The following is a 22,863-nucleotide window of genomic DNA, read 5'->3' on the forward strand; positions in this document are numbered from 1 at the left end:
CCGGACCCGCAGGTCCGGGTGACGCCGCCGTCAATCGTCACATCCGGTCAGGACGGCTTACAAGGGCGCGCTGCACAAAGGCGCATCAATATCCGGTTTCGATTCGCTGAACTGCGGCTTTCTGGTAGGGCTTTCGAAAGATTTCAGGTAGCGGCCGGGACTGTCGGGCATCAATCCACGCGATGTTCGCCGAACCGATTGGGATTCACCCATACGCCTGACAGAGTGTCACCGACGGGCATTCCGTGCGACGCCAACCGCACAAGTGCCCACCTGTTGGAGTGGACAGTGATATAGGAGGTTCCTCGATGACGAGGAAGCGAAACAAGCGCGTCCCCATCCCCTGTGCGGCCGGCGATCCGACGCCCGCGCGCCGCCCGCGTCCGCCCCGGCCGCCCGTGGCCGGCCAGACGACCGTGCTCGTCGTCGTGGTCGTCCTGACGGTCGTGCTGACGGCCGCTCTGGTGGCGACCGGCATGTCGGCCGGAACGGCTCTCGAACTGACCGCCGGTGGCTGGCTGCTGGCCGCCAGGCTTCGACGGGAGCGGGCCTAGGGGAGAGCGCCTGTCTGCGATGGGACGCCGAGAGAATCCGGTCGAGGCGACCGAGCCGGCGCTGGGCCGGCTGGCCACCTGGCTGCGGGAGCAGCGCGAGCAGGCCGATCTGACGTACCGTCAGCTTGCCGCTCGGACCAACTACCACGCCACCACCCTGCAACGGGCCGCCGGCGGGCGCTCCGTGCCGAGCTGGAAGGTCGTCGAGGCCGTCACCCGCGAATGCGGCGGCGACCTCAAGACCGCCCGGCGCAAGTGGGTCCAGGCCAACTACTGGGCCCACGTGCCCCGCCCCTCGGGCAGCCGGCGGCTGCGCGCACCCCGACGGGTCGACCCCGAACAGGCCGACTCCTTCGCCGACCTGCGCCGCGCGATGCACGAGATGCGCCGCAAGGCCGACTGGCCGTCCCTGCGGGAACTGGACCGCCGGGCCCGCGACCGGGGCGGACGCCTGCCCTCCAGCACGCTGGCCCTGGTCCTCAAGGGCGAGGCCCCGCTGCGCAAACCCGTCTTCCTCGCCTACATGGAGGTCTGCGGGGTCAGGGAGGCCCGCCGCGAGCTGTGGGCGGCGGCCTGGGACCGGACGAACAACGCCCGCACCCCGCTGCCGGTCAACTCGCGTACGTACCACAGCGAGTTCGCCCGGGCCATGCAGTCCTCCAGCGCCGGCACCCCGACGGACATCCTGTTCCGGATGTGGGTGACCCTGCGCAACAGCCTCGCCGCCGAACGGGACGAGGGCCCCGGCCAGCCCGCCGCATCGGGCCGCGAAGGCACCGACGACAACCCGTCGGTGCTCGTGTGACCCGGTCCGCGGCCGGGACGCGCCACCCGCGCCCCGGCCGCGGACCAGGGCGTGCCCTCGTAGCGGTCGTCGTACCGGCCCGCGTACCGGCACTCACCCGTGCCCCAGCACTCACCCGCGCCACCTCGGGACACCACCATGCCGACACCACCACGCCGTTCGGCCGCCCCCGGGCCCGCCCTGGGCCTGTGGGCGCTGCACGACCTCCACCTGCGCCACTACCTCGACTACGCCGAACTGCTCCTGCCGCCCGCCGACGCCCCCCTGGCCGTCCGTGCCGCCTTCGAGGAGCTCGGCGGCCACTGGCTCGACGCCCTCGCCACCGCCAGCCCGGCCGCCTGCGCCTGGCAGGCGGTGCGCCGCCGGGTCTGCACCCTGGCCGGCCCCCGGCCGCTGGGCCCGGTCGCCCACCTCACCGCCACCCAGCAGGACGTCCTGCTGCTGCACCTGGTCCTCGACCTGTCCGCCGACGAGATCGCCGCCCTCACCGGCACCGAACCCGGCGCCGTCCACGTCCAGCTCCGCTCCCTGTCCGCCGCCCGCCGCTGACCGCCGCTGACCGCCGCCCGCCGCCACTGACCGGCCGCAGCCGGGCCGCCGGCCTTGTCGACCGTGCCGTGCGGTACGGGCGGCGCCGCACAGGAAGTCGGCGGGGCCGACTTCTCGCGCGCCCCGGGCGGATCCGGGGCCGACGCGCGCACCCGCGGCCGCGGCGGCCTCGGCGGGCGCGCCCCCGGACGGCGCTAGCATCGGGCCCGTGATCGTATGGCTCAACGGCACCCACGGCGCGGGCAAGACGACGACCAGCGCGCTCCTGCGGCAACTGATCCCGGATTCACGGGTGTTCGACGCCGAGAAGGTCGGCGAGACGCTCATGGACATCACACCCGGGCTGCCCGAGACGGACAACTTCCAGCACTGGCCGCCGTGGCGGCCGCTCGTGGTCGAGACCGCCCGCCGCGTACTCGACTACACCGGCGGCACCCTGGTGATGCCGATGACCGTCCTGGTCGAGCGGTACTGGCGCGAGATCAGCGCCGGCCTCGCCGAACACGGCATCCCGGTGCGGCACTTCGTCCTCCACGCCGACCAGGACACCCTGCGCGGCCGGATCGAGGGGGACACCGTCCTCGGCCCGTCCCGGTTCCGCCTCAGACACCTCGAACCGTACGCCGAGGCGGCCCGCACCTGGCTGCACGCCGAGGCCGAGGTCGTCGACACCACCCACCTCACGCCCGACCAGGCCGCCCGCCGGATCGCGGCGGCCGTCGGCAGCTGACGCCCCACCCGCCCCGCGCGCAGGAGGGCGCGCGGCCGGCAGCGGAGGGCGACCCGTCCGGGCCCTTACGGGCCCGGGATCCCGCTCCGGACCCGGCGTCCGGCCACCTGGGGACAACGGCCCTCGGGCGGGGGCCCAACCTGGTAGGTTCCCCGCGGAAGTTCAGCAGGGCGGTCGGCAAGGCGTGGCGGCGATCGGCGTACCGTGTCGGCCGTCCGCCGTCGGCCGCCCGACCACAGGCCAGTCGCTGGGGGGCGAAATTGCGATCGGGTGAGGTGCTGAACGGCCGCTACCGGTTGGAGAAGCGGCTGGGCGCGGGCGGGTTCGGTGTGGTCTGGAGAGCCTTCGACCCTCAGGTGCAGCGGGCCGTGGCCGTCAAGGTCGGAGTGCCCCGGTCGGTGGTCGACGGTCTGCGGATGGTGCGCGAGGCCAGGTTCAACGGCAACCTTCCGCATCCGCACATAGCCACCGTGTTCGACTTCGGCGAGGCCGAGCACGACGGTGAGCGCGTCCTCTACCTGGTCATGGAACTCATCGACGGCGAGCCCCTGTCGGCGATCCTCTCGCGCGGCCTCCCACCCCTGGAACACGCCCTGGAGTGGGCCGCCCAGATCTGCGGCGCGCTGGCCGCCGCCCACGACGCGGGCGTGATCCACCGGGACGTCAAACCCTCGAACGTCATGATCACCCGGGCCGGCACGGTCAAGGTGCTGGACTTCGGCATAGCCCGCCACCAGGCCGGCGCCACCCGGCTGACCGGTGAGGGCACCATCATCGGCTCACTGCCGTACATGGCTCCGGAACGCTGGACGAACACGGACGTCGACGGGCGGGCCGACCTCTACGCGCTGGGCTGCGTGCTGCTGGAACTGACCACCGGCACCCTGCCGTTCCACGGCGAGGAGTGGCAGGAGCTGTACGTCCGGCACGTGACGGCCGAGCCTCCGGCCCCGAGTTCCCTGCGGCCGGGGCTGCCGGCTGCCCTGGACCAACTGGTGCGGGACCTGCTCGCCAAGGATCCCGCCGACCGGCCGGGCGATGCGCGGGAGGTGGAACAGGCCCTGCGTGCCATGGTCGGCACCGCCGCCGCGCGCACCCGGGGGGGCGACACAGCGGGACGGACGGGGCCCGCGGGTCGTCCGGACCGCCGCGGCACCCCGGGGACCTCGACGCGGAGCGCTCGCGGTCGCCGCCGCCGTCGCGGCGGTGGGTCTGCTCGCGGTGGGCCTCTGGCGGTTCCTCCCGTCCGCCTCGTCCGACGCCGGCCGGAACGCCGGGCCCGCAGCGGAGCGGCCGTCCGCAAGCGGCAGCGGCCCCGCCGCGGCCGGCTCCCCGTCCGTCCAGCCGAGCGCTCCGACCCCCACACCCACACCCACGCCGACTCCCACACCGGAACCCACACCCACGTCCACGCCGACCCCGAGCGCGGCGCCCGCGCCCGACCCGTCCTCCCTCCCGCCCACGCCGCGACCGTCGGACCCGCGGGCCACCAACCCGGTGGCCCCCACCGCCGCGCCGAAGCCGCCCTCGCCGCCCACCGGCTGGTTCCGGTTCACCAACGCGGCCACCCGGATGTGCCTGTCCGTACCCGACGGGAGCCGGCAGGCGGCCGAGGGCCTGGTGCAGGAGGACTGCGGGCGAGGACCGGAGCAGTTCTGGCAGCTCACCGCGGAAGGGCAGGGAAGCGCCGGCCCGCTCTACTCGATCCGCAACGGGAACAGCGGCCTGTGCCTGTCGGTCGACGCCGCGCGCCAGGAGGTGGGGGCGGTGATCACCCAGTACCTCTGCGGCGACGAGAGCCACCACCTCTTCCCCGACCAGTACTGGACGCTCCGCTACGACTCCACGTACTACGCCTGGCAGTTGATCAGCAACAACAGCGACAAGTGCGCGGCGGTCAGGCAGTCCGGCGGTCAGCGGGAGCAGGCCCTCCAGCTGACCTGCGGCAGTGACGCCTGGCTGCTGTGGCGGACCTGACGGGACCTGCACGGGATTGTCCAGCCGTTGAGCCCGGGGGCGGGCCGGGGCCGTAGACGTGGAAGGGGCGCCCCTGCTCGGAGCGGGCGCCGAGGCGTCAGGAGGCGCGCATGCTCAGGTTCCACGGCGCATGGCGGATCACCGTCGTCGGCAGGAGCGCCGACTTCGACCAACGGGCGGTCGTGCGCGGCGCGTACGGGCTGCGGGTGCTGCCCGGGCGGGTCGGCGCCACCATCGAAGTGGACGAGGAGAGTTGGACGCTCTCCCTGGAACACCACCTGTGGGGCCGCAGCTGGCAGCCCAACCTGCGCACCACCCCCGGACCGCTCACCGAACACGACGGCTTGCGCAGCCAGTTGCTCACCAGTAACGACTGCCACTGGCCGGGCAAGCCGCTCGACTACGTCAACTTCGTGCTGCGCCTGGAGCAGACCCTCGCTCCGGCCGTCACCCGGGCCGCCGAGCGGACCGCGGCGCCGATGCGCGCCGCCCGTCCGCTGGGCGAGCCGATCGCCGCGCCCGTCCAGGCCGTGCGCACCTCCTCCTCGGGCTGGCCCGAGCCCGCGTCCGAACCCGTGTACCGGCCCGCATCCGAGCCCGCGTACGGGCCCGAGCGCGGGCGCGGCACCGCCCCCGCGGCGGCGCCGCAGCCGGGGGAGAGCGGGCGGGCCACCTGGTAGCCCGCCCCCGGGACGGGGGACAACCCCAGGTCACGGCGGCCCGCTGGCCGGGTGTTCCGGCGGGCCGGCACCGGGTTGGCTGAAGCCCATCAGCACCGACCGAACCGAAAGGCCGTCACCCGTGCCCTTCCGTACCACCGACCGCACGACCGCGCGCAAGCACGACCGCACCACCGGCCGCAGGACCGACCGCACGACCGCGCGCAAGCACGACCGCACCACCGGCCGCAGGACCGACCGCACCGCCGGCCGCACCGCCGCCGCCAAGCCCGCCCGCCGCGGCGTCGCCCGGGCCGCCGCCGTCACCGCCCTGGCCGCCGCGCTCGGCGCCACCGCCATGAGCGGAAGCGCCTCGGCCATCATCAACGGCCGCGACTCCACCGAGCGCTACCCCTTCATGGCCACCATCCCGCTGAGCGCCGCGCAACTGGCCGACGGCGCCTGCGGCGCCACCCTGATCGACCGCCAGTGGGTGCTGACCGCCGCCCACTGCGTGACCGGCGACGAGGACAGCAAGCTGACCCTCAAGGGCACCGTGCGCATCGGCAGCGCCGACCGCGACAGCGGCGGCACCGTGCGCACGATCGACCGCGTCGTCGTCCACCCCGGCTTCGAGTTCGGCGACGGCTCCGCCCGCCCCAACCAGAACGACCTGGCCCTGGTCCACCTGGACCGCCCCGCCCCCCAGCAGCCCATCCGCATCGCCGACCGCTCCGGCATCCCCGGCACCCCCACCCGGCTGCTCGGCTTCGGCACCGTCGTCGACACCCCCAGCTTCCCGGACATGGTCTTCCCCGACCGCCTCCAGGAACTGCCCACCCGCATCGGCACACCGGCCGACTGCGCCCCCGGCTACGCCGGCGCCACCCGCCTGTGCACGCTCAGCCGGATCCCCGAGGCCATGGCCTGCATGGGCGACTCCGGCGGCCCCCAGATCCAGCGCGGCCGCGGCGGCCGCTGGGAACTGATCGGCACCACCTCCGGCCCCGGCGCCCCCGGCGTGCCCTGCGCGGGCGGCCCCGGCCTGTACACCGACGTGCCCGCCTACGCCTCCTGGATCACCGGCACGATCACCGGCACGAGCACCGGCCGCTGACGGCCTGACCCCGCAGCGCGGCTAAAGTCCCAGGTGAGAACCGTCGCGCCCGAGGAGAGCCCGCCATGCCGACCGACCCCGCCGCCACCGCAACCCCCGCCCCCGCCGCCGCGCGCCCGCAGCCCGCGCGCCTCGGCCTGGGCACGGCGGCCGTCGGCCGGCCCGGCTACATCAACCTCGGGCGCGACGCGGACCTGCCCGCCGAACGCACCGTCGACGCCCTGCGCGAACGCACCCACACCCTGCTCGACGCCGCGTACGCCGCCGGCGTGCGCTACCTCGACACCGCCCGCTCCTACGGCCGCGCCGAGGAGTTCCTCGGCCAGTGGCTCACCGAACACCCCGAGGCCGCGGCCGAGGTGACGGTCGGCAGCAAGTGGGGCTACACCTACACCGCCGACTGGCGGACCAGCGGAGTCGCCGCCCACGAGGTCAAGGAACACTCCACCGCCGTCTACGACCGCCAGATCCACGAGACCCGTACCCTGCTCGGCGACCACCTGGACGTCTACCTGATCCACTCCGTCACCCCCGACAGCCCCGCCCTCACCGACCCCGCCCTGCACCGGCGCCTCGCCGCCCTCGCCGCCGACGGCGTCCGGGTGGGCCTGTCCACCAGCGGCCCCGCCCAGGCCGACACCATCCGCCGCGCCCTCGACGTCACCGCGGACGGACGGCCGCTGTTCACCGCCGTCCAGGCCACCTGGAACCTGCTGGAGACCTCCGCCGCCCCCGCCCTCGCCGAAGCCCACGCGGCCGGCTGGCTCGTCGTCGTCAAGGAAGGCATGGCCAACGGCCGCCTCGCCGGCCGCAACGCCACCGGCCCCGACACCGCCCCGCTGCGCACCCTCGCCGACCGTACCGGCACCACCCCCGACGCCCTCGCCCTCGCCGCGGCCACCGCCCGGCCCTGGGCCGACATCGTCCTCTCCGGCGCCGCCACCCCCGACCAGCTCACCTCCAACCTCGCCGCCACCACCCTGCGCCCCACCCCCGAGGACCTCGCCGCCCTCGCCACCATGGCCGAGCCCGCCGAGGCGTACTGGCGCACGCGGGCGGGGCTGCCCTGGTCCTGAGGGGCTGACGGGGGAGCCCGCGGCGGGGGCCGGCCCCCGAGGGGGCGCCGCCTGCTGGCTGCCGCCGGGTGGGCGCTGTGCCGCGTGGGAAGTCGGCGGGGTCGACTTTTCGTGAGGTCGGTGCCGGGCCGGTCGTCTGTTGCCCGCCGCTGAGTGGGTGCCGTGTGGCTCGGGTGCGTGCCGCGTGGGAAGTCGGTGGGGCCGACTTCCTGTGCGTCGGGCGGGGTGGCGGCGTGCCCGGGGCTGGTCCGGAGGGGCGCCGGGCCTGCCGAGGCGGACGGGTGGGCCCGGGCGGTGGCTGCCCGGCAGCTGACGGGGCGCCCGCCGCCGCCCGGTGTCGGTGCCCGCCCCTACGGTGGGCCGCATGACCGAGCACCTGGACCTCGCCGCCGCCCTCGCCGCCCTGCCCGTCGACCTGCCGCCCGGCCGTACGGTCGCCGAGGACGACGGGCGGGAGCCGCTGCTGTGGATCAGTGACGCCCCCGCCCCCGCCGGGCTGTTCCGGCAGCTGCACCGCGCCCACCCGCGGACCGGGCTGTGGCCGCTGCTGCTCACCCCGCTCGACCGCACCGTCCCCGACTACCGGCCCTGGCTCTCCGGCGAGCTCTGCCCGACCGACGCCGCCATGCCCGACCTCTACGACCCGGCCGCCCTGCTGAGTACCTGGTGGAAGCAGGTCGACGAGGACGAGGACGGGGACGTGAGCGAGGACGCCGAGATACTCGACGAAGCCCTCGCCCCCTACGGCCGCACCTGGCCCGGCCTCGCCCCCGCCGCCACCGTCCCCGACGGGGCCGCCGGCACCGAGGCCCGGGAGCTCGCCGAGGTGCTGCAGTCCCTCAAGGACGCCCGCCTCGGCCTGGTCCGGGCCGACAGTGGCGCCCACGCACTCGCGGTGTGCGGCTGGAGCGGCCCCACGAACCACGCCGACATCGACGAGATCGCCGCCGTGCTCGCCGACTGGGAACGCCGCTTCGGCGCCCAGGTCGTCGAAGCCGGCTTCGACACCCTGGAGTTGAGCGTCCCCGTGCCGCCCGCCACGCTCGCCGAGGCCCTCCCGCTGGCCGCCGAGCACACCGCCTTCTGCCCCGACCTGGTCTTCCAGGGCTCCGGCAGCCTCACCGCGTACGCCGAGGAGCTGGTGGGCGCCCACCAGTGGTCCTTCTGGTGGGACTGACCCCCGCGCGCCTGACCGGGTTGACCGGGGCCTGACCGGGGCCTGACCGGGGTCGGCGCCCCGGCTATCCCCTCGAACCACGAATCGACCTGTTCAACCGTCAGCTCGGCTCATCGGCACACGGATACACCAACGAGCCCCACGCCACATCCATCACGCAGACGTGGTGGCAGGATTAGGCTGACCGGATGACAGCTGATCGCACAGCAGCCAAGTACCGCCGCATCCTCGCCCTGGCCGGCGCGGCCGGGATCGCCCTTGCCGGGAGCGCCTGTTCCTCGTCCGGGAGTTCCGGCGGGGCGGCCTCGGGCGGTGAGAGGCTGTCCTACGACCGGGTCGCCTCGACGGCGAAGCAGCTGACGAGTACGTCGGCCTGCCCGTTCGGCCTCGACCCGGCGGCGGCGCTGAAGGCGGCCGGTGCCGAGCGGACCGTCACCCCGGCGGCGTCCGGCGGCGATCCCGCGGCTCGGGGGACCGTCGACCCGGGCCGCCCGGCCCAGGCCTTGCCCAGCGGGCAGCCCACGCCGTCCGGGCTCCCCTCCTTCCCCGCCGTCCCGCCGAACGCGTCCGTCGTCTGCAACTTCACGGCTTCGGACGCCCCGATGAAGATCGACCTCGTGGCCGTGTCCGAGGGCGAGGTGGCGGTGAACCTGGCGCTGCCGCAGATCGCCCGCCTCGGCGACCTCAGCGCTGACGAGGTGATGACGTTCTCCAGGGACGAGCCCGGGATCGGCCAGACCAGGGTCACCCCGGGCCGGGGCACGGCCGCCGTTGCACGGGTGGCGGTGGCGGGCAAGGGCGACTTGGCGCTCGTGGTCTCCCAGGGATGGCCCGTCACCAAGGCGGACCCGGCCCTGGCCGGCGAGTCGCTCAGGAAGGTCGCCGAGGCACTCGCGGCCCAGCTGCGGCCGTAGGCGGCGCCGGCAGGCGACCCGCCGCGCACTGCTCGCCGCCCGACCGGAGCGAGCCGGGCGGTACCCGGGAGGGCCGGACCGGAGGTCGCCCGGGGCTGCGGCCGGGGCCGCCTCGGAGCTCCGGGTGGCTCCGAACGAGTACCGCGACTCGACCTGCTCGACCGTCAGCTCATCGGCACACGGATACACCGACGAGCCCACACCACATCCGTCATGCAGATGCGGTTGCCGTATTGACCGGCCGGTCAGTATTCGGAGCTGGGCGCCGCCGTGACCGGGCCGAGGTCGGGTTCGTCGCGCAACTCGACCACCGTGCCGTGGCGTTCGAGTTCCAGTACGACCAGTTCGTTGGCGCCGGACCGCCACAGCGGGGCGGGGGCGTAGAGGGTGCGCTGGGGGCCGGCGGCGCAGTGGCGGCCGAGCAGGAAGCCGTTGAGCCACAGCAGTCCGCGGCCCCAGCCGGGTAGGGCGAGGAACGCGTCGGCGGGGGAGGGGAGTTCGGCGGTGAAGCGGTGGAAGGCCGGCTCCCCGGCGCGGGTCTCGGCGCCGTCCGCCTCGACGCCGTCGGTGAAGCGCAGTGCGGACAGGTCGGTCAGCGGCAGCGGCCGGATCTGCCAGTCGAACAGCCGCTGGTGGCCGTGCGAGACGCCGCGGGTGATGCCCTTGCGGTCGTCCATCTGCGGGCCGTAGTTCACCCGGCCCAGCGCCTCGACCAGGATGTCCAGCACGACCCCGTCGGGCCCGGTGGCCAGGGGCAGCGTGGCGCCGGGGGAGTTGCGGTCCAGCGTCCCGAGCGGGCGCCCGTCCGCGAAGACCTGCGCCCGGTCGGCCAACCCGTCGATGCGCAGCGGGAGTTCGGGGCGCGGGCCGGGCACACGGGTGCGGTAGTGGATCAGGCCGCGGTCCTGTCCGACCCGCTCCATCGGCAGTGGTGCCGCGTGCCGGCGCGGCTGCGACAGCGCGTCCAGTGCGCCGGCCAGCCGGGCCCGCCCGTCGGCCCGCTCCAGGCGCTGCGGCGCCACCCGGGGCGGCGGGTCGGGCAGTTCGCCGTCCGGCAGGGGCAGGTAGCGGCCGATGACCTCGCGCAGGGCGTGGAACTTCTCGGTCAGTTCGCCGGCTTCGCCGATCGGCGCGTCGTAGTCGTAGCTGGTGACGGTCGGCTCGTAGCCGGCGTCCAGCGGGTGGGCGCCGCTGTGGTTGGCGCCGGACCACAGGCCGAAGCTGGTGCCGCCGTGCGCCATGTAGAGGCTGACGGAGGCACCGGTGGCCAGCAGCTCGTCGAGGGAGGCGGCGGTCTCCTTCGGGTCGCGGACGTGGTGCGGCAGGCCCCACTGGTCGAACCAGCCGATCCAGAACTCCATGGCGGTCAGTGGGCCTTCGCCCTGGTGGCGGCGGAGCACCGCGAGCCGCTCGGGGGCGCGCGAGCCGAAGGTGGCGGTGGCGAGCTGGCCGGGGATGGTGCCGCCCTGCTGCATGGTGTCGTGGGCGCCGTCGGTGGTGAACAGCAGGCAGTCCACGCCGCGCCGCAGCAGGCCGTCGCGCAGGTGGGCGAGGTAGGCGGCGTCGTCGCCGTAACTGCCGTACTCGTTCTCCACCTGCATCGCCACCACCGGCCCGCCCCGGCTCGCCAGCAGCGGCAGCAGTTCGGGCACCAGCGCGTCGAACCAGCCGTCCACCTCGGCCAGGTACGCCGGGTCCGCGCAGCGCAGTCGCAGCCCGTCCACCGCCAGCAGCCGGGCCGGCAGACCGCCGAAGTCCCACTCCGCGCAGATGTACGGGCCGGGGCGCAGGATCACGTCCAGCCCGAGGCCGCCGGCCAGCCGCACGAAGCGGGACACGTCCCGCCAGCCGGTGAAGTCCACTGTGCCGTCGGGCAGTTCGTGGAAGTTCCACGGCACGTAGGTGTCGACCGTGTTCACGCCCAGCGCCCGCACCCGCCGCAGCCGGTCCTCCCACAGCCGCGGATGCACCCGGAAGTAGTGCAGCGCCCCGGCCACCACCCGGTGCGGCACCCCGTCCCGCACGAACCCGTCCGCGTCGTACCCGAGCATGCGCACACCCCGACTTCCCGCCACAGACACCACGGACACCACAGACGCCACAGATGCCGCGGGCCCCGCGGACCCCGGCGCCGCCGAGCCTAGCGAGGAACGGGCCGCGCGGGCCGTCGCCGCTCAGGTGTCGTAGCTGCCGTCCCACGGGGCGGTGAAGCCCAGGCCGTCCGGGTAGAGCTCCATCCAGACGCGGCCCTCCTCGTCCTCCTCCTCTTCCGCCTCCTCGTCGTCGTCCACCTCCAGGACCAGGCCGAACAGGGCGCCCTCGAAGCGCACCTCGAACGGCGCGATGACGATGTCCTGGTAGCGGCGCCCCGGCAGGGCGTCCAGCCACTGCGCCAGCAGCAGCTCGGCCGCGGCGATCGCCTGCCGCTCGCCGTCCGCCGTCGTGCCGGTGGACTCGATGCGCGAGCCCAGGTGGCGGCCGGCCTCGTCGAACCGGTGCAGCACGGCGTGCCAGCGCTTCACGGCCTGCCAGTCGTCGCCGCTCCACCCCTCGGGGAACGCCGCGACGACGGTCGCGTAGAACTGGCCGCCCTCGTACCGGCCGATGGTGTCCGTGCGGTAGTCGGGCTCGTGGCGGATCGGGATGACCTCGGGAACGTTCATGCCCGGAACCCTAGGCCCCACCTGCGACAACGCCCCCGGGCGGGGCGGCGGGCACCGCTGTTGCGCCCGGCGGTGCGGGTGCGGTAGTCAGGTGGGCCGCCGCGCGCGGGGCCCGACCGACGGCCCTCTTCCTTCCGACAGGCGTGCGGACATCACGGAGGTGGGCCATGGACGTGCCGCGGGCGTTCGATCGACTGATGCTCCGGCTCCCGGGACTGCAGGCCGCCACCGGTGGTCGCGGCATCGACTGGGCGGCGATCCACGAAGGGATCGGTACCGCACTGCCCTCCGACTACCGTGAGCTGTCGACCCGCTGCCCCAGCTTCTCGGTCGACGAGTTCGTCCTCGTGTCGACCCCGGTGCCGGGATCGGAGCCCACGTTCGTCGCGGACGTCCGCTCCGACCGGGAGACCATGGAGGACGACCTCCGGGAGGGGGACATTCCGGCCGAGTACGCCACCGGAACCGGGGACGCGGACGGAACCGGGGACGAGGGCGGAACCGGGGCGCGGCCCGCACTGTTGGCGTGGGCGGGCACTCCGGACGGCGACGAGATCCTCTGGCACACCGCGGCCGCCGACCCCGACGCATGGCCCGTCGTGGTCCGGGGCCGCCGCGGCGGCTGGTGGACGTACCCGGAGGGGGCCGTGTCCTTCCTGGAAGGCCTGTACTCCGGACGGATCGCCGTCCCCGGCCTGCCGGCCTCGCTGCCGTCGGGCGACCGGAGGGTCTCCTTCCACGCTTTCTAGTGCCGCATCAGGCAGCGTTCGTGCCCCTACGGATGATCCGCGGCGGCCGCCGCCCCTCGCCGTCATCGATCTCGCGCACGCGCACACGTTCGGCCACCCGAGCACCCTGACGCGACGCGCCGCCCGGCACGGAACCCGGCGGCGCGTCACTTCACAACAGGGCGGCGGCCCTACCTGATCCGGCGTCATACACCGGTGGTGCCGTCAATGCGCTCCCGGAGCAGGTCGGCGTGGCCATTGTGGCGGGCGTACTCCTCGATCATGTGGACGTAGATCCAGCGGAGGCTGACGTCCTGCTCCATGAAACGGCCGGTGTCGGTCAGAGCGCGGCCGGCGCAGAGCTCGCGGGCGCGGGCGATCTCCGCGTGCCAGGTGGCGAGGGCGTCGTGCAGTGTGGCGCCCTCGGCCAGTTCGAAGCCGCCGTCGGGGGCGGACGGGTCAGCGTGCGGGTCGTAGATGGGCGGGGCCTGTTCTGCGGCGAACACTCGGCGGAACCAGTTCCGCTCCACCTCCGCCATGTGCTGAACGAGGCCGGTCAAGGTGAAGCCTGACGGTGGCACGGACGCGACAGCGGCCTGCTCATCGTCCAGGCCCTCGCACTTCATGGCGAGGGTGATGCGGTGGAAGTCAAGCCAGCTTTCGAGCGTGGTGCTCTCGTCGGCGTTCAGGGGCGGCAGAGGACGTTCGATGGCACTCATCGGACGATTATCGCCAGCGGCCAAAACCATCGACAGGCAGGACCTCCGACAGGGCGAACGTTGCCTGATGCGGCACTAGCTAGTCCCGTACTTCGCGGAGTACTTCGCGGACCCGCGGAGTAGGGGACCGGAACGGGATCACCATGCCCTCCTCGGCGGCGATCACCTCGCCCGAGAACCGGCTCCGGGCGTCGGCGGTCGAACGCGTGCGGTCGCTGCCGGGCCAGAAGTGCGTGAGGAGCAGGCGCTCGGCCCCGGAACGGGCCGCCCACGTCCCGGCCTGCTCGGCGCTCATCAGGTGGGGGTCGCCGCCGTCGGCGGACGGGCCCTGGAGCGTGGCGCCGGCGATGAACAGGTCCGCTCCCGCGGCCAGCCGGGCCAGGGCGGGGTCCGCTCCCGCGTCGCCGCTGTAGGCGAGGGTCAGGCCCGGCGCGGTCAACCGCACTCCGGCGTGCGGAACATGATGCGGCAGCAGCACGGCGTCGAGCCGGAACGGCCCCACCCGGTGGCTCGACGGAAGCGCGTGCACGTCGAAGACGTCGAGCAGGTCCTCGGTCGGCTCCATCGCCTGGACCCGCCCGATCACTCCGGGGGTGCAGTACAACGGCAGGCGGGCGCCGCGTTCCTGCGCGAAGTAGCGCGCGCGACACAGCGCACTGAGGTCGGCGCAGTGGTCGGGGTGCTCATGGGTGATCACCACCGCGTCGACGTGCCCGCCGGCACAGTGCTCCGCCAACCGCGGGAACGTCGCGTAGCCGAGGTCCAGCACCAGCTTGAACCCGTCGTACTCCAGCAGGAACCCGCTGGCGCCCCGCCCGGCCTCGGGCCAGGCACCGCACGTCCCCAGGACCGTCAGTCTGCGCACCTGCCGATGCTCTCACGGGCGGTGCCACGCTCTCACGGGCGGTGCCACCGGCCGAACTTGAACGGCCCCGGCCCCGCCCGGGTGCCGCGCCGCCGCGCCCGGCCCGGAGGGTGATCCGCGGGAGGGGCCCTGGCAGACTGCGGACATGAACGGAATACCGCCCGACGACGGGCTCGCCGCGAACCGCGCCCTCTGGGACGCCCGGGCGAAGGCGCACGGGACGACCCCCGACGACGTGTTCTACGACGTCGACGCGTTCCTGGCCGGGCGCCAGACACTTCACGGGATCGAACGGGAGCTGGCCGGTGACGTGGCCGGCCGGGACGTGCTGCACCTGCAGTGCCACTTCGGCATGGACACCCTGAGCTGGGCCCGTCTGGGGGCCCGGGTGACCGGGGTCGACTTCTCGCCGGCGGCGATCGCCCGGGCGCGCGAGCTGGCCGGGCGCGCCGCTCTGGCGGCCGAGTTCGTCGAGGCGGACACCCAGGACCTGCCGTCCGGCCTGGCCGGACGGTTCGACCTCGTGATCGCCACCTACGGGGTGCTGTGCTGGATCGGCGACCTCGACGCGTGGATGCGCGGCGCGGCGACGGCGCTGCGGCCCGGCGGCAGGCTGGTGCTGGTCGACCTGCACCCGGCGTTCCAGACCCTGGCGAGCTACGAGCCGCTGGTGGCCGACTGGCCCTACGGCGGCGGGGAGCCCCAGCGCGAGACCGTGACGGGCACGTACGCCGATCCGGACCTGCCGATGGCCGCGCGGGAAGTCGTCCAGTACCCGCATTCGGTGGGCGAGATCGTGACGGCGGCCGCCGGGGCGGGGCTGGTCGTGGACCGGCTCACCGAACACACCGAGGCCGCGTTCGACGCCCGCCGCATCCTGCCCCAGGGCCCCGACGGCAGCTACCGGTTCCCGTTCGGCGACACCCACCTGCCGGTCCTCTACTCGCTGCGGGCGGTGTCACCCCCGGACCGCCGTCCCGCGGCCCGGTGACCGCCGGGTCCCTGCGGACCGAGCGGCTCGCGGCCGAGGCGGGGGTGGACCCGGCCTCGCGGCGGTGCCGACCGGCGGCGGGGTGCTGCGAGGCCGCGCCGTTCCGTGCCGGGGGCGGGCGGATCTCCCCGGCGCACCCGTACGCCTGAGGCCGGGCGCGGCGCCGCCCTGCCCGTCCACGGCCGGTGTTGCGCCGTCAGGCCGGGGGCAGGCCGAGGGTGGGGAGGTGGTCGGCCATCAGGAGGGCGACGAGTTCGCGGCGGCTGCCCACGCCCGTCTTGTGGAGGATGGCGGTGACGTGCTGCTGGACGGTGGGCACGGTGAGGTGGAGGTGGGCGGCGATCTCCTTGGTGCTGGCGCCGCGCACCGCCTGCAGGGCGACCTCCTGTTCGCGCGGGGACAGGCCGTGGGCGAGCAGGGCCAGGGGCAGGCGCTGGCTGGGGGAGACCGGGGAGGCGACGACGGCGACGCCGCTGTGGCGGCCGTCCAGCGGGGAGGCGTGCAGGGCCAGCCACTGGCCGTCGGGGGTGGACACCCGCATCTCGGCCGGGGAGCCGCGGCGGGCGGCCAGGCGGGCGACGGTGAGGAAGCCGCTGGGCACCCCGCCGGTGTGGGCGGTGGGTTCGGCCATCCGTCCGATCAGTTCGCGGGCCGCCGCGTCCGCCGAGCGCAGCCGCCCGTACCCGTCCAGGACCGCCACCGCCGGGGTGTGCGCGGGCTGCGGGGGGCGGGCGCCGCGCAGGGCGGCGAGGTGGGTGCCGCGCAGGGCGGCGCCGATGGGGGCGGCGACGCGTTCGGCCAGGCGCAGGTCGGGCAGGTCGTAGCGGCCGCGGGCGCGTTCGCGCATGAACGCCGCCGAGGCCCAGCGGCCGTCGCCGATGTCGAAGTTGATCCGCAGTTCGTCGCCGTAGCCGCAGGGGTGGAGCAACTCCCGGTAGCGGACGCTGCGTTCGGGGTGGCCGTCGGTGGCCCGGTCGACGGTCTGCACCTTGTGGCCGGCGGTGCGGATCGCGGTGAAGGTGGTGGAGTCCCCGCCCTGGAGCTCCAGGTGCACGGCCTGCTCGAACTGGGCGAAATCGAGGCCGTCGGCGACGGTGGAGGTGGGGAACCCGGTGACCGGGTCGTTGCCGTGCCAGCAGCCGCCGTCGAAGCCGAGCGGTTCCAGCAGCAGGGCGTGCAGCTGGCGGAACAGCTCGGCCGCCGGTAATCCGGAGGCCGCCAACTCGCCGATGGAACCCAGGACTTCCCGCTCAACCTCACGTCGTTTGGCCACGGACGGAATACTACGGAAGCCGGGGTCCGGCGTCCGGTGAACGGACGAGGAGGCCCCGACGGCGCTACGCCCGCTCGCGCCACCAGGCGACCGTCGCCCGCAGCTGCTCCTCCAGCGGCGTGGCCCGCACCGCGAACGCGGCCTCGTACGCCGAGCAGTCCACCACGAACGGCCGGTCGAACTGGTAGCGCACCTCCCGCAGTTCGCGCAGCAGGGGGGAGACCAGCCCCGCCGCCGCCAGCACGGCCGCGGGCAGGCGGCGCACCGCGACCGGTCCGCCGCCGGCCTCGGCGGCCAGCCGGTCGACCATCGCGCGCACCGACAGGGCGGGGACGGTGGGCACGTGCCAGGCCCGGCCCCAGGCCCGTTCCTCGCCGGCGGTCTCGGCCATCGCCCGGGCCACGTCCGGCAGGTAGGTCCAGCTGTGCGCGGTGTCCGGGTCGCCGAGCGTGGCGACCGGGCGGCCCTTGAGCACCCGGGGCATCACCCGCGCGGCCAGGTGGCCGCCGTCGGTGACGCCGGGGCCGAAGAAGTCCGAGGCCCGCACCTCCACCGCCCGGATCCGCCCGGCCTCGTGCAGCGCCCGTGCCTGCTCCCAGGCCGCCGCCCGCACCCGCCCCTTGGGACCGGTCGCGGCGAGCGGCAGGTCCTCGGTCATCGGACCGGTCACCGGCCCGTAGCCGTACAGGTTGCCGAGCATGACCAGCACCGCGCCGCTCTCCTCGGCCGCCGCGCACAGCGAGGCGCTCAGCGCCGGCCACAGCCGAGCCCACCGCGGCAGCGGCGGCGCGGCGCAGCCGTGGATGGCGGCGGCGCCGCGGGCGGCCCGCGCCAGCGCCGCGGGGTCGCTCGCGTCCAGGGCGAGGTGCTCGACGCCGGGGACGGCCGGCCCGGCGGGGCGCCCGGTGCGGGTGACGACCCGGACCTCGTGGCCCTGTTCGGCCAGCAGGCGGGCGGTGGCGGCCCCGGCGGGCCCGTGTCCGACGACCAGGTGGAAGCTCATCCGCCACACCCTAGCGGTGGTGTCCGACCGTCAGGGGGCGCGGTGCGCGCCGGGTGCCGGAGGGAGAAAGCGGACGGATCGGCGCAGGTCAGGGCAGGTCGGAGGGAAGCCGGGGGACGCTGGGGGCCGGCACTAAATCAGTATGGCAATCGTAAAAGTGGATCTATGCTGTGGGTCGTTCATGATCCCTTCACACGAAGCAGGTCTGCTCTCGATGAAGCTGCCCCGGGTGTCCGCCGTCGTCGCCGCCGCCGTCCTGGCCCCCGCCGTCCTCTTCCCCTCCACGGCCTCCGCCTCCGACGCCCCGAAGCCGACCGGCGTCTCCGGACCCGACACCGGCTCGGACTCCGTCAAGGACGCCGCCCCCGAGGACGGCGACGGACAGGAGCAGCGCGACCGCGCCGAGGTCGAGCGCATCCTCGCCGAGACGCCGGCGGAGCCCTGGTGCTGGGTGCACCAGGGCGCCGAGAAGGCCCTCAAGGGCAACGCCGCCGACCTGCGCCACTTCCTGGAGGTCGAGCTCGACGACCTGCGGAAGTCGGACAACCGGATCCTGGCCGCCCGTCTCCTCAGCGGCGGCCCGGCCGTGAAGGCCGCCGCCATCGCCGCCCTGCGCGCCGGCGACGACGCCATCGCCGAGTTCCTGAAGACCGGCCAGTACGTCGCCCGCGCCGAGGACGAGGACCGCGCCAAGGTCGAGGCCCTCCTCAAGGACCCGAAGAGCGGCCCCGGCGTGCGCGAGGCGGCCGAGAAGGCCCTCAAGGGCGGCGCCGCCGAACTGCGCCACTTCCTGACCGTCGAGCTGCGCAGGCAGCGCGCCGACGACAACCGGGTCAAGCTCTCCCAGCTGATGGACCAGGGCGGCAGGGCCGTGAAGGAGGCAGCCTACAAGGCGCTGGACGCCGGCACCGACGAGGCCGTCGAGGCCTTCCTCAACGAGGGCTTCGCCAAGGCCCAGTTCGAGGACGACCGGGTCGAGGTGCTGCGCATCATCGCCGACAAGGAGACCGGCCGGGCCACCGCCGCGGGCGCCCAGAAGGCCCTGGACGGCAACGCCGAGGCCGTGCGGCGCTTCCTGACCGTCGAGCTGCCCGTCCTGCGCGAGAGCGACAACCGGGTGAAGGTCTCCCAGATCATCGAGACCGGTGGCCCCGCGGTGAGGAAGGCCGCCCTGGCCGCCTCCGAGGGCAGCTACGCGGACATCCTGGCCTTCCTCAAGGACGGCTGGGCCAAGGCCAAGGCCGAGGACGAAGCCGCGGCGGCCGCCGCGACCAAGCCGGGCAACGGCGCCGGTACGGGCACGGGTACGGGCAACGGCACCGACGGGTCCGGGCAGCAGCCGCAGACCGTCCAGCCCGCCGGCCTCACCCAGACCACCGGCACCGGCACCACCACCGGTACGGGCACGGGCACCACGACCGGCACCGGCACGCTCGCCGCCACCGGCACCGACGGGCTCGGCTGGGAGGCCGGCGGCGCCGCCGCGGCCCTCGCCGCGGGCGCGGCGATGGTCGTGGCCGCCCGCCGCCGCTCCACCGAGAGCTGACGCCCCCTCGCGTCCCCGGCCGCCGCCACACACCCCCGCGGCCGGGGACGCGCCACGTCCCGCCGCCGCCCCTCCCCGGACGGCGGCTCAGTCCCCGTCCCCGCCGCTGTCCGCCTGGCGGCGGGGCCGGTTCCGCTGGTAGCTGCGCACCGCCTTCCCGGCGCCGAGGGTGAGAGCCGCGACCACACGCGCCCAGCGCGGCCCACCGCGCTCGGCCCACACCACACAGCCGCACCCCGCGACGACCAGCACCAGCACGCCCACCAGAACCGCACCGACCACCACGACCACCCGCCCTTCTCCGACGTCCTGTTACGTGTGACGTCCGGATCGTCCCACCCGGTTCGGCCGCGAAGGCGGAGGCTGTGCCAGGATGCGGTAGCCAACAGCCCTGGTCACCGCACCGACCGCATCACCGCACCGACCGCGTCAACCGCACCCGAGGAGTCACCCGTGGCCACTGCCCGGTTCGCCACCCTGCACACCACGGCGGGCCCGATCCGCCTGGAACTGTTCCCGTTCCACGCGCCGAAGACGGTCCGCAACTTCGCCGAACTCGCCGAGGGCGCCCGGGAGTACACCGATCCGCGCACCGGCGAGCCGGGCCAGGGCCCGTACTACGACGGCACCCTCTTCCACCGGGTGATCGCGGGCTTCATGATCCAGGGCGGCGACCCGACCGGCACCGGCGCCGGCGGCCCGGGCTACTCCTTCGCGGACGAGTTCCACCCGGAACTGTTCTTCACCAAGCCCTACCTGCTCGCGATGGCCAACGCCGGCCCGGGCACCAACGGCTCGCAGTTCTTCATCACGGTGGGCACCCCCGCCCACCTCAACCGCAAGCACACCATCTTCGGCCAGGTCGCCGACGCCGCCTCCAAGGCCGTCGTCGACGCGATCGCCGCCACCCCCACCGAGAACGACCGCCCGGTCGAGGACGTGGTGATCACCTCCGTCGAGATCGAGCACTCCTGACCCGTCCCGGGTGCGGGGAACGCCCGGGGACACTACCCCGCCCGGGGCTACAAGGGCATCACCCCGTGGATGCGGGAGAGGGTGAACATCCGGTCGTCGTCGCGCAGGTGGCACCAGGCATGGAGGTAGGGGGCGTCCAGTTCGAGCCCGCTGAGCGTGCGGACGGTCGTGCTGCCCGAGGTGGCCACGTACTCGATCGTGACGGCCCGGCCCTCGTCGACGGCGTGGGCCAGCTGGCGGACGTCGGTGAAGGAGAGGTTGCGCGCGTACCCGGCGATGATCTCCTCGGTGTCGCTGCCGTACGGTCGGCCGTCGTAGGGGTCGGGCTCCGGAACGTCCTGCGGGGCGCCCCGCAGCCGGGTGGCGAGGGCGCGCAGGTCGACGGCGGCCCGAACGTCCGTGCTGCGGCCGTCCGTGCTGCGGCCGTCCGTCCGGCGCGCTCCGGGCCTCTCCCCGGGCAGGCGTGGGGACGGGACCGGGCCCGCCGCGCGGTGACGCTGGGCCCGTTCGATCCGGACGGCCCCGTCCGGCTTCTCGGCGACGGGCGCGTACCCGGCGGCCCGCAGCGCGGCGAGCGTCTTGTCGAGCGGGGTCCGGCTGATCAGCACCGTCGGTGCCAGCTGCCGCAGCCCGAGCCCGGTGAGCTTGCGGTGGGCGGCCAGCTCGGCGAGGAGGCCGGGCTCCTGGCCGTGGATCACACAGGCGGCGGAGACGACGCGCACCCGGCCGTGGCCGCGCGCGGTGTCGTGGATCAGGTACGTGAGCGGCTGGGGGAGCGGTTCGACGGCGACGGCGGCCAGGTCGGCCGTCAAGGCGTCGGGGGCCAGGCCCGCGTCGAGGGCACGGCGGACGCTGCTCGGGCTGAACCGCCAGACGGACGCCGCACCGGCGCTCTCCCGGTCCGCGACCGAGTCCAGCAGCGTGGCCAGGGCCGTCGACGGCGTTCCGGTGACCACGGCCGTGAGATCGCTGCCGAACCGGGCGCTTGCGCTGGCGGCGGGCAGCAGCCGCCGGCAGGCGTCCCTCAGCGCCTCGGAGTCGTCGGCGAGCAGGGCGGCCCCGATCGGGGACAGGGCCCCGAGGGCGAGTGCGCCGAGCAGTTCCGCTTCACGGACGAGGGTGGCGAACGGCGTGGAGTCCTGGGGGAGTTCGTCGACGAGCGGGCGCAGCCACCCGAGCAGCACCCCCAGGTCCGCCGGGTGTGCCGCGCCCTCGCCGGCCGGGAGCTGCGCCGCGGCCGCGAGCAGCCCGTGCCGGGCCTGCACGCAGCCTCCGCAGGGCGGTGCCCCGGCGAGCGCCGGCAGGGCCTTCCCGTCCTCGTCGCGGCTCCCGCCGGGGGTCATCGGGAGCGCCCACCACGCCTGGAGCAGGACGGCGAGTTGGCCGGCCGGTTCCTGCTCGGCCCAGGAGTCGTAGGCGGCGGTCGCCGCGACCCGGTCGCCGTCGCGGGCCAGCAGCCCGGCCGCGCCCGCCGCCTCGAGCGCGAGGCGCACCACGAGCTCGTCGCACTGCGCCGCCTTGCCGATCCGGGCCAGCTCGCGGGCGCCGATCCCGCCGGCCTTCAGCCGGGCCGGGGGAGCGGCGGCGCACACCGCGAGGACGGACGCGGCGTGGGCGGCGAACGCCATCGAGGCGGCGGTGGCCTCCCGGTCGATGTCCGAGGCGGTGGCAGGCACCGACCGCACACCCGGCGGGACGGGTGTGAACGGGGCGTGCCAGTCGGCGCCGCGCAGGGCGAGCGCCACCTCCGCGGGCATGCGGGACGGCCCGTACCGGTGGCGGTCCCGGATCAGCAACCCCCGCTCCAGCGCCCACTGTTCGCCGGGACCGGCGTCGGCCTGCGGGGTCCCGGACATGATGAAGCCGGCGCGCTCCGGAGCCCGGGCCGCCCGCCGCTCGAGGAGCTTGCGGGTGGCCGCGGGGGCCCCGGCCACCAGCGCGGCGATCCGGGCCGGATCGCCGTGATGGTCGACCAGTGCCGCCAGCCGCGCCTCCTTCCGGTTGGCGGCGGGCTTGACGTCGAGCTTCGCCAGCATGCGGCCCAGCTCCTCGGAGTTCGAGCCCGCGAGCAGGTGCACGAGCGGTGCGTCGAGCCCCAACGGCGAGCTCCACGCGTTGCGCAGCGGCGCCGCCATGTGCAGCAGCCCGTCGTCGGCCGGCCACACCAGGGCGCGATCGGCCAGTGCCTCCAGGACGGCGTCCAGTCCGTGGGCGCGTTCCCCGTCGGTCGCGTCCAGGAGGCCCGCCAGATCGTCCCGCGACACGGACGTCAGCGCGGCGACGGCCTCCGCCACCTGAAGGCACGGCAGCGCGAGCCGGGGCAGGGCCAGCGCCACCGACGCCGGACGCTGGAGCCGGTCCGCCAGTTCCCCGACCGACCGCGGCTCCGGGGCCGCCGCGGCATCCGGGCGCACCGCCAGGACCCGTTCCAACGCGGCCGCGTCGAGACCGCGAAGCCATGCGGCCAGCGCCGATCCGTTCTTCTTGCTGATGGGGCACCTCACCACAGAGGGGGGACGTCGATTCCCTGCCGGAGCCGGCC

22 protein-coding genes and 1 pseudogene are annotated in these 22,863 nt (G+C 74.9%); 15 read left to right on the forward strand and 8 right to left on the reverse strand.

Annotated features, from left to right (window positions below):
* The first annotated feature begins 308 nt into the window (after positions 1 to 308).
* From ACFWP2_RS10445 to ACFWP2_RS10495, 11 genes and pseudogenes are all read left to right on the forward strand, one after another.
* Positions 309 to 554 (forward strand): hypothetical protein, encoded by a 246-nt coding sequence (locus ACFWP2_RS10445; protein ID WP_380449953.1) that lies wholly within the window; start codon positions 309 to 311, stop codon positions 552 to 554.
* A 19-nt stretch (positions 555 to 573) separates the two neighbouring features.
* Positions 574 to 1,359: a helix-turn-helix domain-containing protein gene (locus ACFWP2_RS10450; protein WP_380449954.1), complete on the forward strand. Its 786-nt coding sequence runs from the start codon at positions 574 to 576 to the stop codon at positions 1,357 to 1,359.
* Between the two features lie 138 nt (positions 1,360 to 1,497).
* A complete protein-coding gene (locus ACFWP2_RS10455) occupies positions 1,498 to 1,908 on the forward strand; it encodes a sigma factor-like helix-turn-helix DNA-binding protein (RefSeq protein ID WP_380449955.1) in 411 nt (136 codons plus the stop codon).
* 208 nt (positions 1,909 to 2,116) lie between these two features.
* Entirely contained in the window at positions 2,117 to 2,638 is a 522-nt protein-coding gene (locus tag ACFWP2_RS10460) for an AAA family ATPase (protein ID WP_380449956.1), read from the forward strand.
* A 275-nt stretch (positions 2,639 to 2,913) separates the two neighbouring features.
* Positions 2,914 to 3,672: pseudogene (locus ACFWP2_RS10465) on the forward strand (serine/threonine-protein kinase); the annotation flags it as partial.
* A gap of 463 nt (positions 3,673 to 4,135) precedes the next feature.
* Positions 4,136 to 4,615 carry an RICIN domain-containing protein gene (locus tag ACFWP2_RS10470; protein ID WP_380449957.1) on the forward strand — a complete coding sequence of 160 codons (480 nt, stop codon included), beginning with the start codon at positions 4,136 to 4,138 and terminating at the stop codon, positions 4,613 to 4,615.
* Positions 4,616 to 4,725: 110 nt separating this feature from the next.
* Complete coding sequence (locus ACFWP2_RS10475) at positions 4,726 to 5,295, forward strand: hypothetical protein (RefSeq protein WP_380449958.1); 570 nt, start codon at positions 4,726 to 4,728, stop codon at positions 5,293 to 5,295.
* A 310-nt stretch (positions 5,296 to 5,605) separates the two neighbouring features.
* A complete protein-coding gene (locus tag ACFWP2_RS10480) occupies positions 5,606 to 6,391 on the forward strand; it encodes a S1 family peptidase (RefSeq protein ID WP_380450176.1) in 786 nt (261 codons plus the stop codon).
* Positions 6,392 to 6,456: 65 nt separating this feature from the next.
* On the forward strand, positions 6,457 to 7,467 hold the full coding sequence (locus ACFWP2_RS10485) for an aldo/keto reductase (RefSeq protein WP_380449959.1): 1,011 nt from the start codon (positions 6,457 to 6,459) through the stop codon (positions 7,465 to 7,467).
* Positions 7,468 to 7,831: 364 nt separating this feature from the next.
* The gene (locus ACFWP2_RS10490; protein ID WP_380449960.1) at positions 7,832 to 8,644 is read left to right on the forward strand and encodes a DUF4253 domain-containing protein; all 813 of its coding nucleotides are present in this window, start codon (positions 7,832 to 7,834) and stop codon (positions 8,642 to 8,644) included.
* A 188-nt stretch (positions 8,645 to 8,832) separates the two neighbouring features.
* Entirely contained in the window at positions 8,833 to 9,558 is a 726-nt protein-coding gene (locus ACFWP2_RS10495; RefSeq protein WP_380449961.1) for a hypothetical protein, read from the forward strand.
* 245 nt (positions 9,559 to 9,803) lie between these two features.
* Here the strand turns inward: ACFWP2_RS10495 and ACFWP2_RS10500 are convergent, their stop codons facing one another.
* Both ACFWP2_RS10500 and ACFWP2_RS10505 read right to left on the reverse strand, forming a co-directional pair.
* Positions 9,804 to 11,609 (reverse strand): beta-galactosidase family protein, encoded by a 1,806-nt coding sequence (locus ACFWP2_RS10500; protein ID WP_380449962.1) that lies wholly within the window; start codon positions 11,607 to 11,609, stop codon positions 9,804 to 9,806.
* A 123-nt stretch (positions 11,610 to 11,732) separates the two neighbouring features.
* On the reverse strand, positions 11,733 to 12,221 hold the full coding sequence (locus ACFWP2_RS10505) for a hypothetical protein (protein ID WP_380449963.1): 489 nt from the start codon (positions 12,219 to 12,221) through the stop codon (positions 11,733 to 11,735).
* A 197-nt stretch (positions 12,222 to 12,418) separates the two neighbouring features.
* On the opposite strand from ACFWP2_RS10505, the gene ACFWP2_RS10510 reads away from it, so the two are divergent.
* Positions 12,419 to 12,970, forward strand: a complete 552-nt coding sequence (locus ACFWP2_RS10510) for a hypothetical protein (protein WP_380449964.1) — start codon at positions 12,419 to 12,421, stop codon at positions 12,968 to 12,970.
* 185 nt (positions 12,971 to 13,155) lie between these two features.
* Here the strand turns inward: ACFWP2_RS10510 and ACFWP2_RS10515 are convergent, their stop codons facing one another.
* Positions 13,156 to 13,668 (reverse strand): DinB family protein, encoded by a 513-nt coding sequence (locus tag ACFWP2_RS10515; protein ID WP_380449965.1) that lies wholly within the window; start codon positions 13,666 to 13,668, stop codon positions 13,156 to 13,158.
* A gap of 79 nt (positions 13,669 to 13,747) precedes the next feature.
* On the reverse strand, positions 13,748 to 14,533 hold the full coding sequence (locus tag ACFWP2_RS10520; RefSeq protein WP_380449966.1) for an MBL fold metallo-hydrolase: 786 nt from the start codon (positions 14,531 to 14,533) through the stop codon (positions 13,748 to 13,750).
* 145 nt (positions 14,534 to 14,678) lie between these two features.
* Between ACFWP2_RS10520 and ACFWP2_RS10525 the strand changes: the two genes are divergently transcribed.
* Positions 14,679 to 15,524, forward strand: coding sequence for a class I SAM-dependent methyltransferase (locus ACFWP2_RS10525; protein ID WP_380449967.1), 846 nt, complete (start codon positions 14,679 to 14,681; stop codon positions 15,522 to 15,524).
* Positions 15,525 to 15,720: 196 nt separating this feature from the next.
* Here ACFWP2_RS10525 and ACFWP2_RS10530 read toward each other — a convergent pair whose 3' ends face one another.
* A complete protein-coding gene (locus ACFWP2_RS10530; protein ID WP_380449968.1) occupies positions 15,721 to 16,797 on the reverse strand; it encodes a LuxR C-terminal-related transcriptional regulator in 1,077 nt (358 codons plus the stop codon).
* A gap of 64 nt (positions 16,798 to 16,861) precedes the next feature.
* Entirely contained in the window at positions 16,862 to 17,800 is a 939-nt protein-coding gene (locus ACFWP2_RS10535) for an NAD-dependent epimerase/dehydratase family protein (RefSeq protein ID WP_380449969.1), read from the reverse strand.
* 181 nt (positions 17,801 to 17,981) lie between these two features.
* Between ACFWP2_RS10535 and ACFWP2_RS10540 the strand changes: the two genes are divergently transcribed.
* A complete protein-coding gene (locus tag ACFWP2_RS10540) occupies positions 17,982 to 19,346 on the forward strand; it encodes an ALF repeat-containing protein (RefSeq protein WP_380449970.1) in 1,365 nt (454 codons plus the stop codon).
* 87 nt (positions 19,347 to 19,433) lie between these two features.
* On the opposite strand, the gene ACFWP2_RS10545 is transcribed toward ACFWP2_RS10540, so the two are convergent.
* Positions 19,434 to 19,637, reverse strand: coding sequence for a hypothetical protein (locus tag ACFWP2_RS10545; RefSeq protein ID WP_380449971.1), 204 nt, complete (start codon positions 19,635 to 19,637; stop codon positions 19,434 to 19,436).
* Between the two features lie 162 nt (positions 19,638 to 19,799).
* Here ACFWP2_RS10545 and ACFWP2_RS10550 point away from each other — a divergent pair, with 162 nt between their 5' ends.
* The gene (locus tag ACFWP2_RS10550; RefSeq protein ID WP_380449972.1) at positions 19,800 to 20,321 is read left to right on the forward strand and encodes a peptidylprolyl isomerase; all 522 of its coding nucleotides are present in this window, start codon (positions 19,800 to 19,802) and stop codon (positions 20,319 to 20,321) included.
* A gap of 47 nt (positions 20,322 to 20,368) precedes the next feature.
* On the opposite strand, the gene ACFWP2_RS10555 is transcribed toward ACFWP2_RS10550, so the two are convergent.
* The gene (locus ACFWP2_RS10555) at positions 20,369 to 22,825 is read right to left on the reverse strand and encodes a helicase C-terminal domain-containing protein (protein WP_380449973.1); all 2,457 of its coding nucleotides are present in this window, start codon (positions 22,823 to 22,825) and stop codon (positions 20,369 to 20,371) included.
* Positions 22,826 to 22,863 lie beyond the last annotated feature (38 nt).

This window comes from Kitasatospora sp. NPDC058444 (assembly GCF_042721415.1).
GTDB lineage: Bacteria > Actinomycetota > Actinomycetes > Streptomycetales > Streptomycetaceae > Kitasatospora.

Coding starts and splice junctions, on each gene's coding strand:
- ACFWP2_RS10445 (WP_380449953.1), top strand. CDS start 309: ATGACGAGGAAGCGAAACAAGCGCGTCCCCATCCCCTGTGCGGCCGGC.
- ACFWP2_RS10450 (WP_380449954.1), top strand. CDS start 574: ATGGGACGCCGAGAGAATCCGGTCGAGGCGACCGAGCCGGCGCTGGGC.
- ACFWP2_RS10455 (WP_380449955.1), top strand. CDS start 1,498: ATGCCGACACCACCACGCCGTTCGGCCGCCCCCGGGCCCGCCCTGGGC.
- ACFWP2_RS10475 (WP_380449958.1), top strand. CDS start 4,726: ATGCTCAGGTTCCACGGCGCATGGCGGATCACCGTCGTCGGCAGGAGC.
- ACFWP2_RS10485 (WP_380449959.1), top strand. CDS start 6,457: ATGCCGACCGACCCCGCCGCCACCGCAACCCCCGCCCCCGCCGCCGCG.
- ACFWP2_RS10490 (WP_380449960.1), top strand. CDS start 7,832: ATGACCGAGCACCTGGACCTCGCCGCCGCCCTCGCCGCCCTGCCCGTC.
- ACFWP2_RS10495 (WP_380449961.1), top strand. CDS start 8,833: ATGACAGCTGATCGCACAGCAGCCAAGTACCGCCGCATCCTCGCCCTG.
- ACFWP2_RS10500 (WP_380449962.1), bottom strand. CDS start 11,609: ATGCTCGGGTACGACGCGGACGGGTTCGTGCGGGACGGGGTGCCGCAC.
- ACFWP2_RS10505 (WP_380449963.1), bottom strand. CDS start 12,221: ATGAACGTTCCCGAGGTCATCCCGATCCGCCACGAGCCCGACTACCGC.
- ACFWP2_RS10510 (WP_380449964.1), top strand. CDS start 12,419: ATGCTCCGGCTCCCGGGACTGCAGGCCGCCACCGGTGGTCGCGGCATC.
- ACFWP2_RS10515 (WP_380449965.1), bottom strand. CDS start 13,668: ATGAGTGCCATCGAACGTCCTCTGCCGCCCCTGAACGCCGACGAGAGC.
- ACFWP2_RS10525 (WP_380449967.1), top strand. CDS start 14,679: ATGAACGGAATACCGCCCGACGACGGGCTCGCCGCGAACCGCGCCCTC.
- ACFWP2_RS10535 (WP_380449969.1), bottom strand. CDS start 17,800: ATGAGCTTCCACCTGGTCGTCGGACACGGGCCCGCCGGGGCCGCCACC.
- ACFWP2_RS10540 (WP_380449970.1), top strand. CDS start 17,982: ATGATCCCTTCACACGAAGCAGGTCTGCTCTCGATGAAGCTGCCCCGG.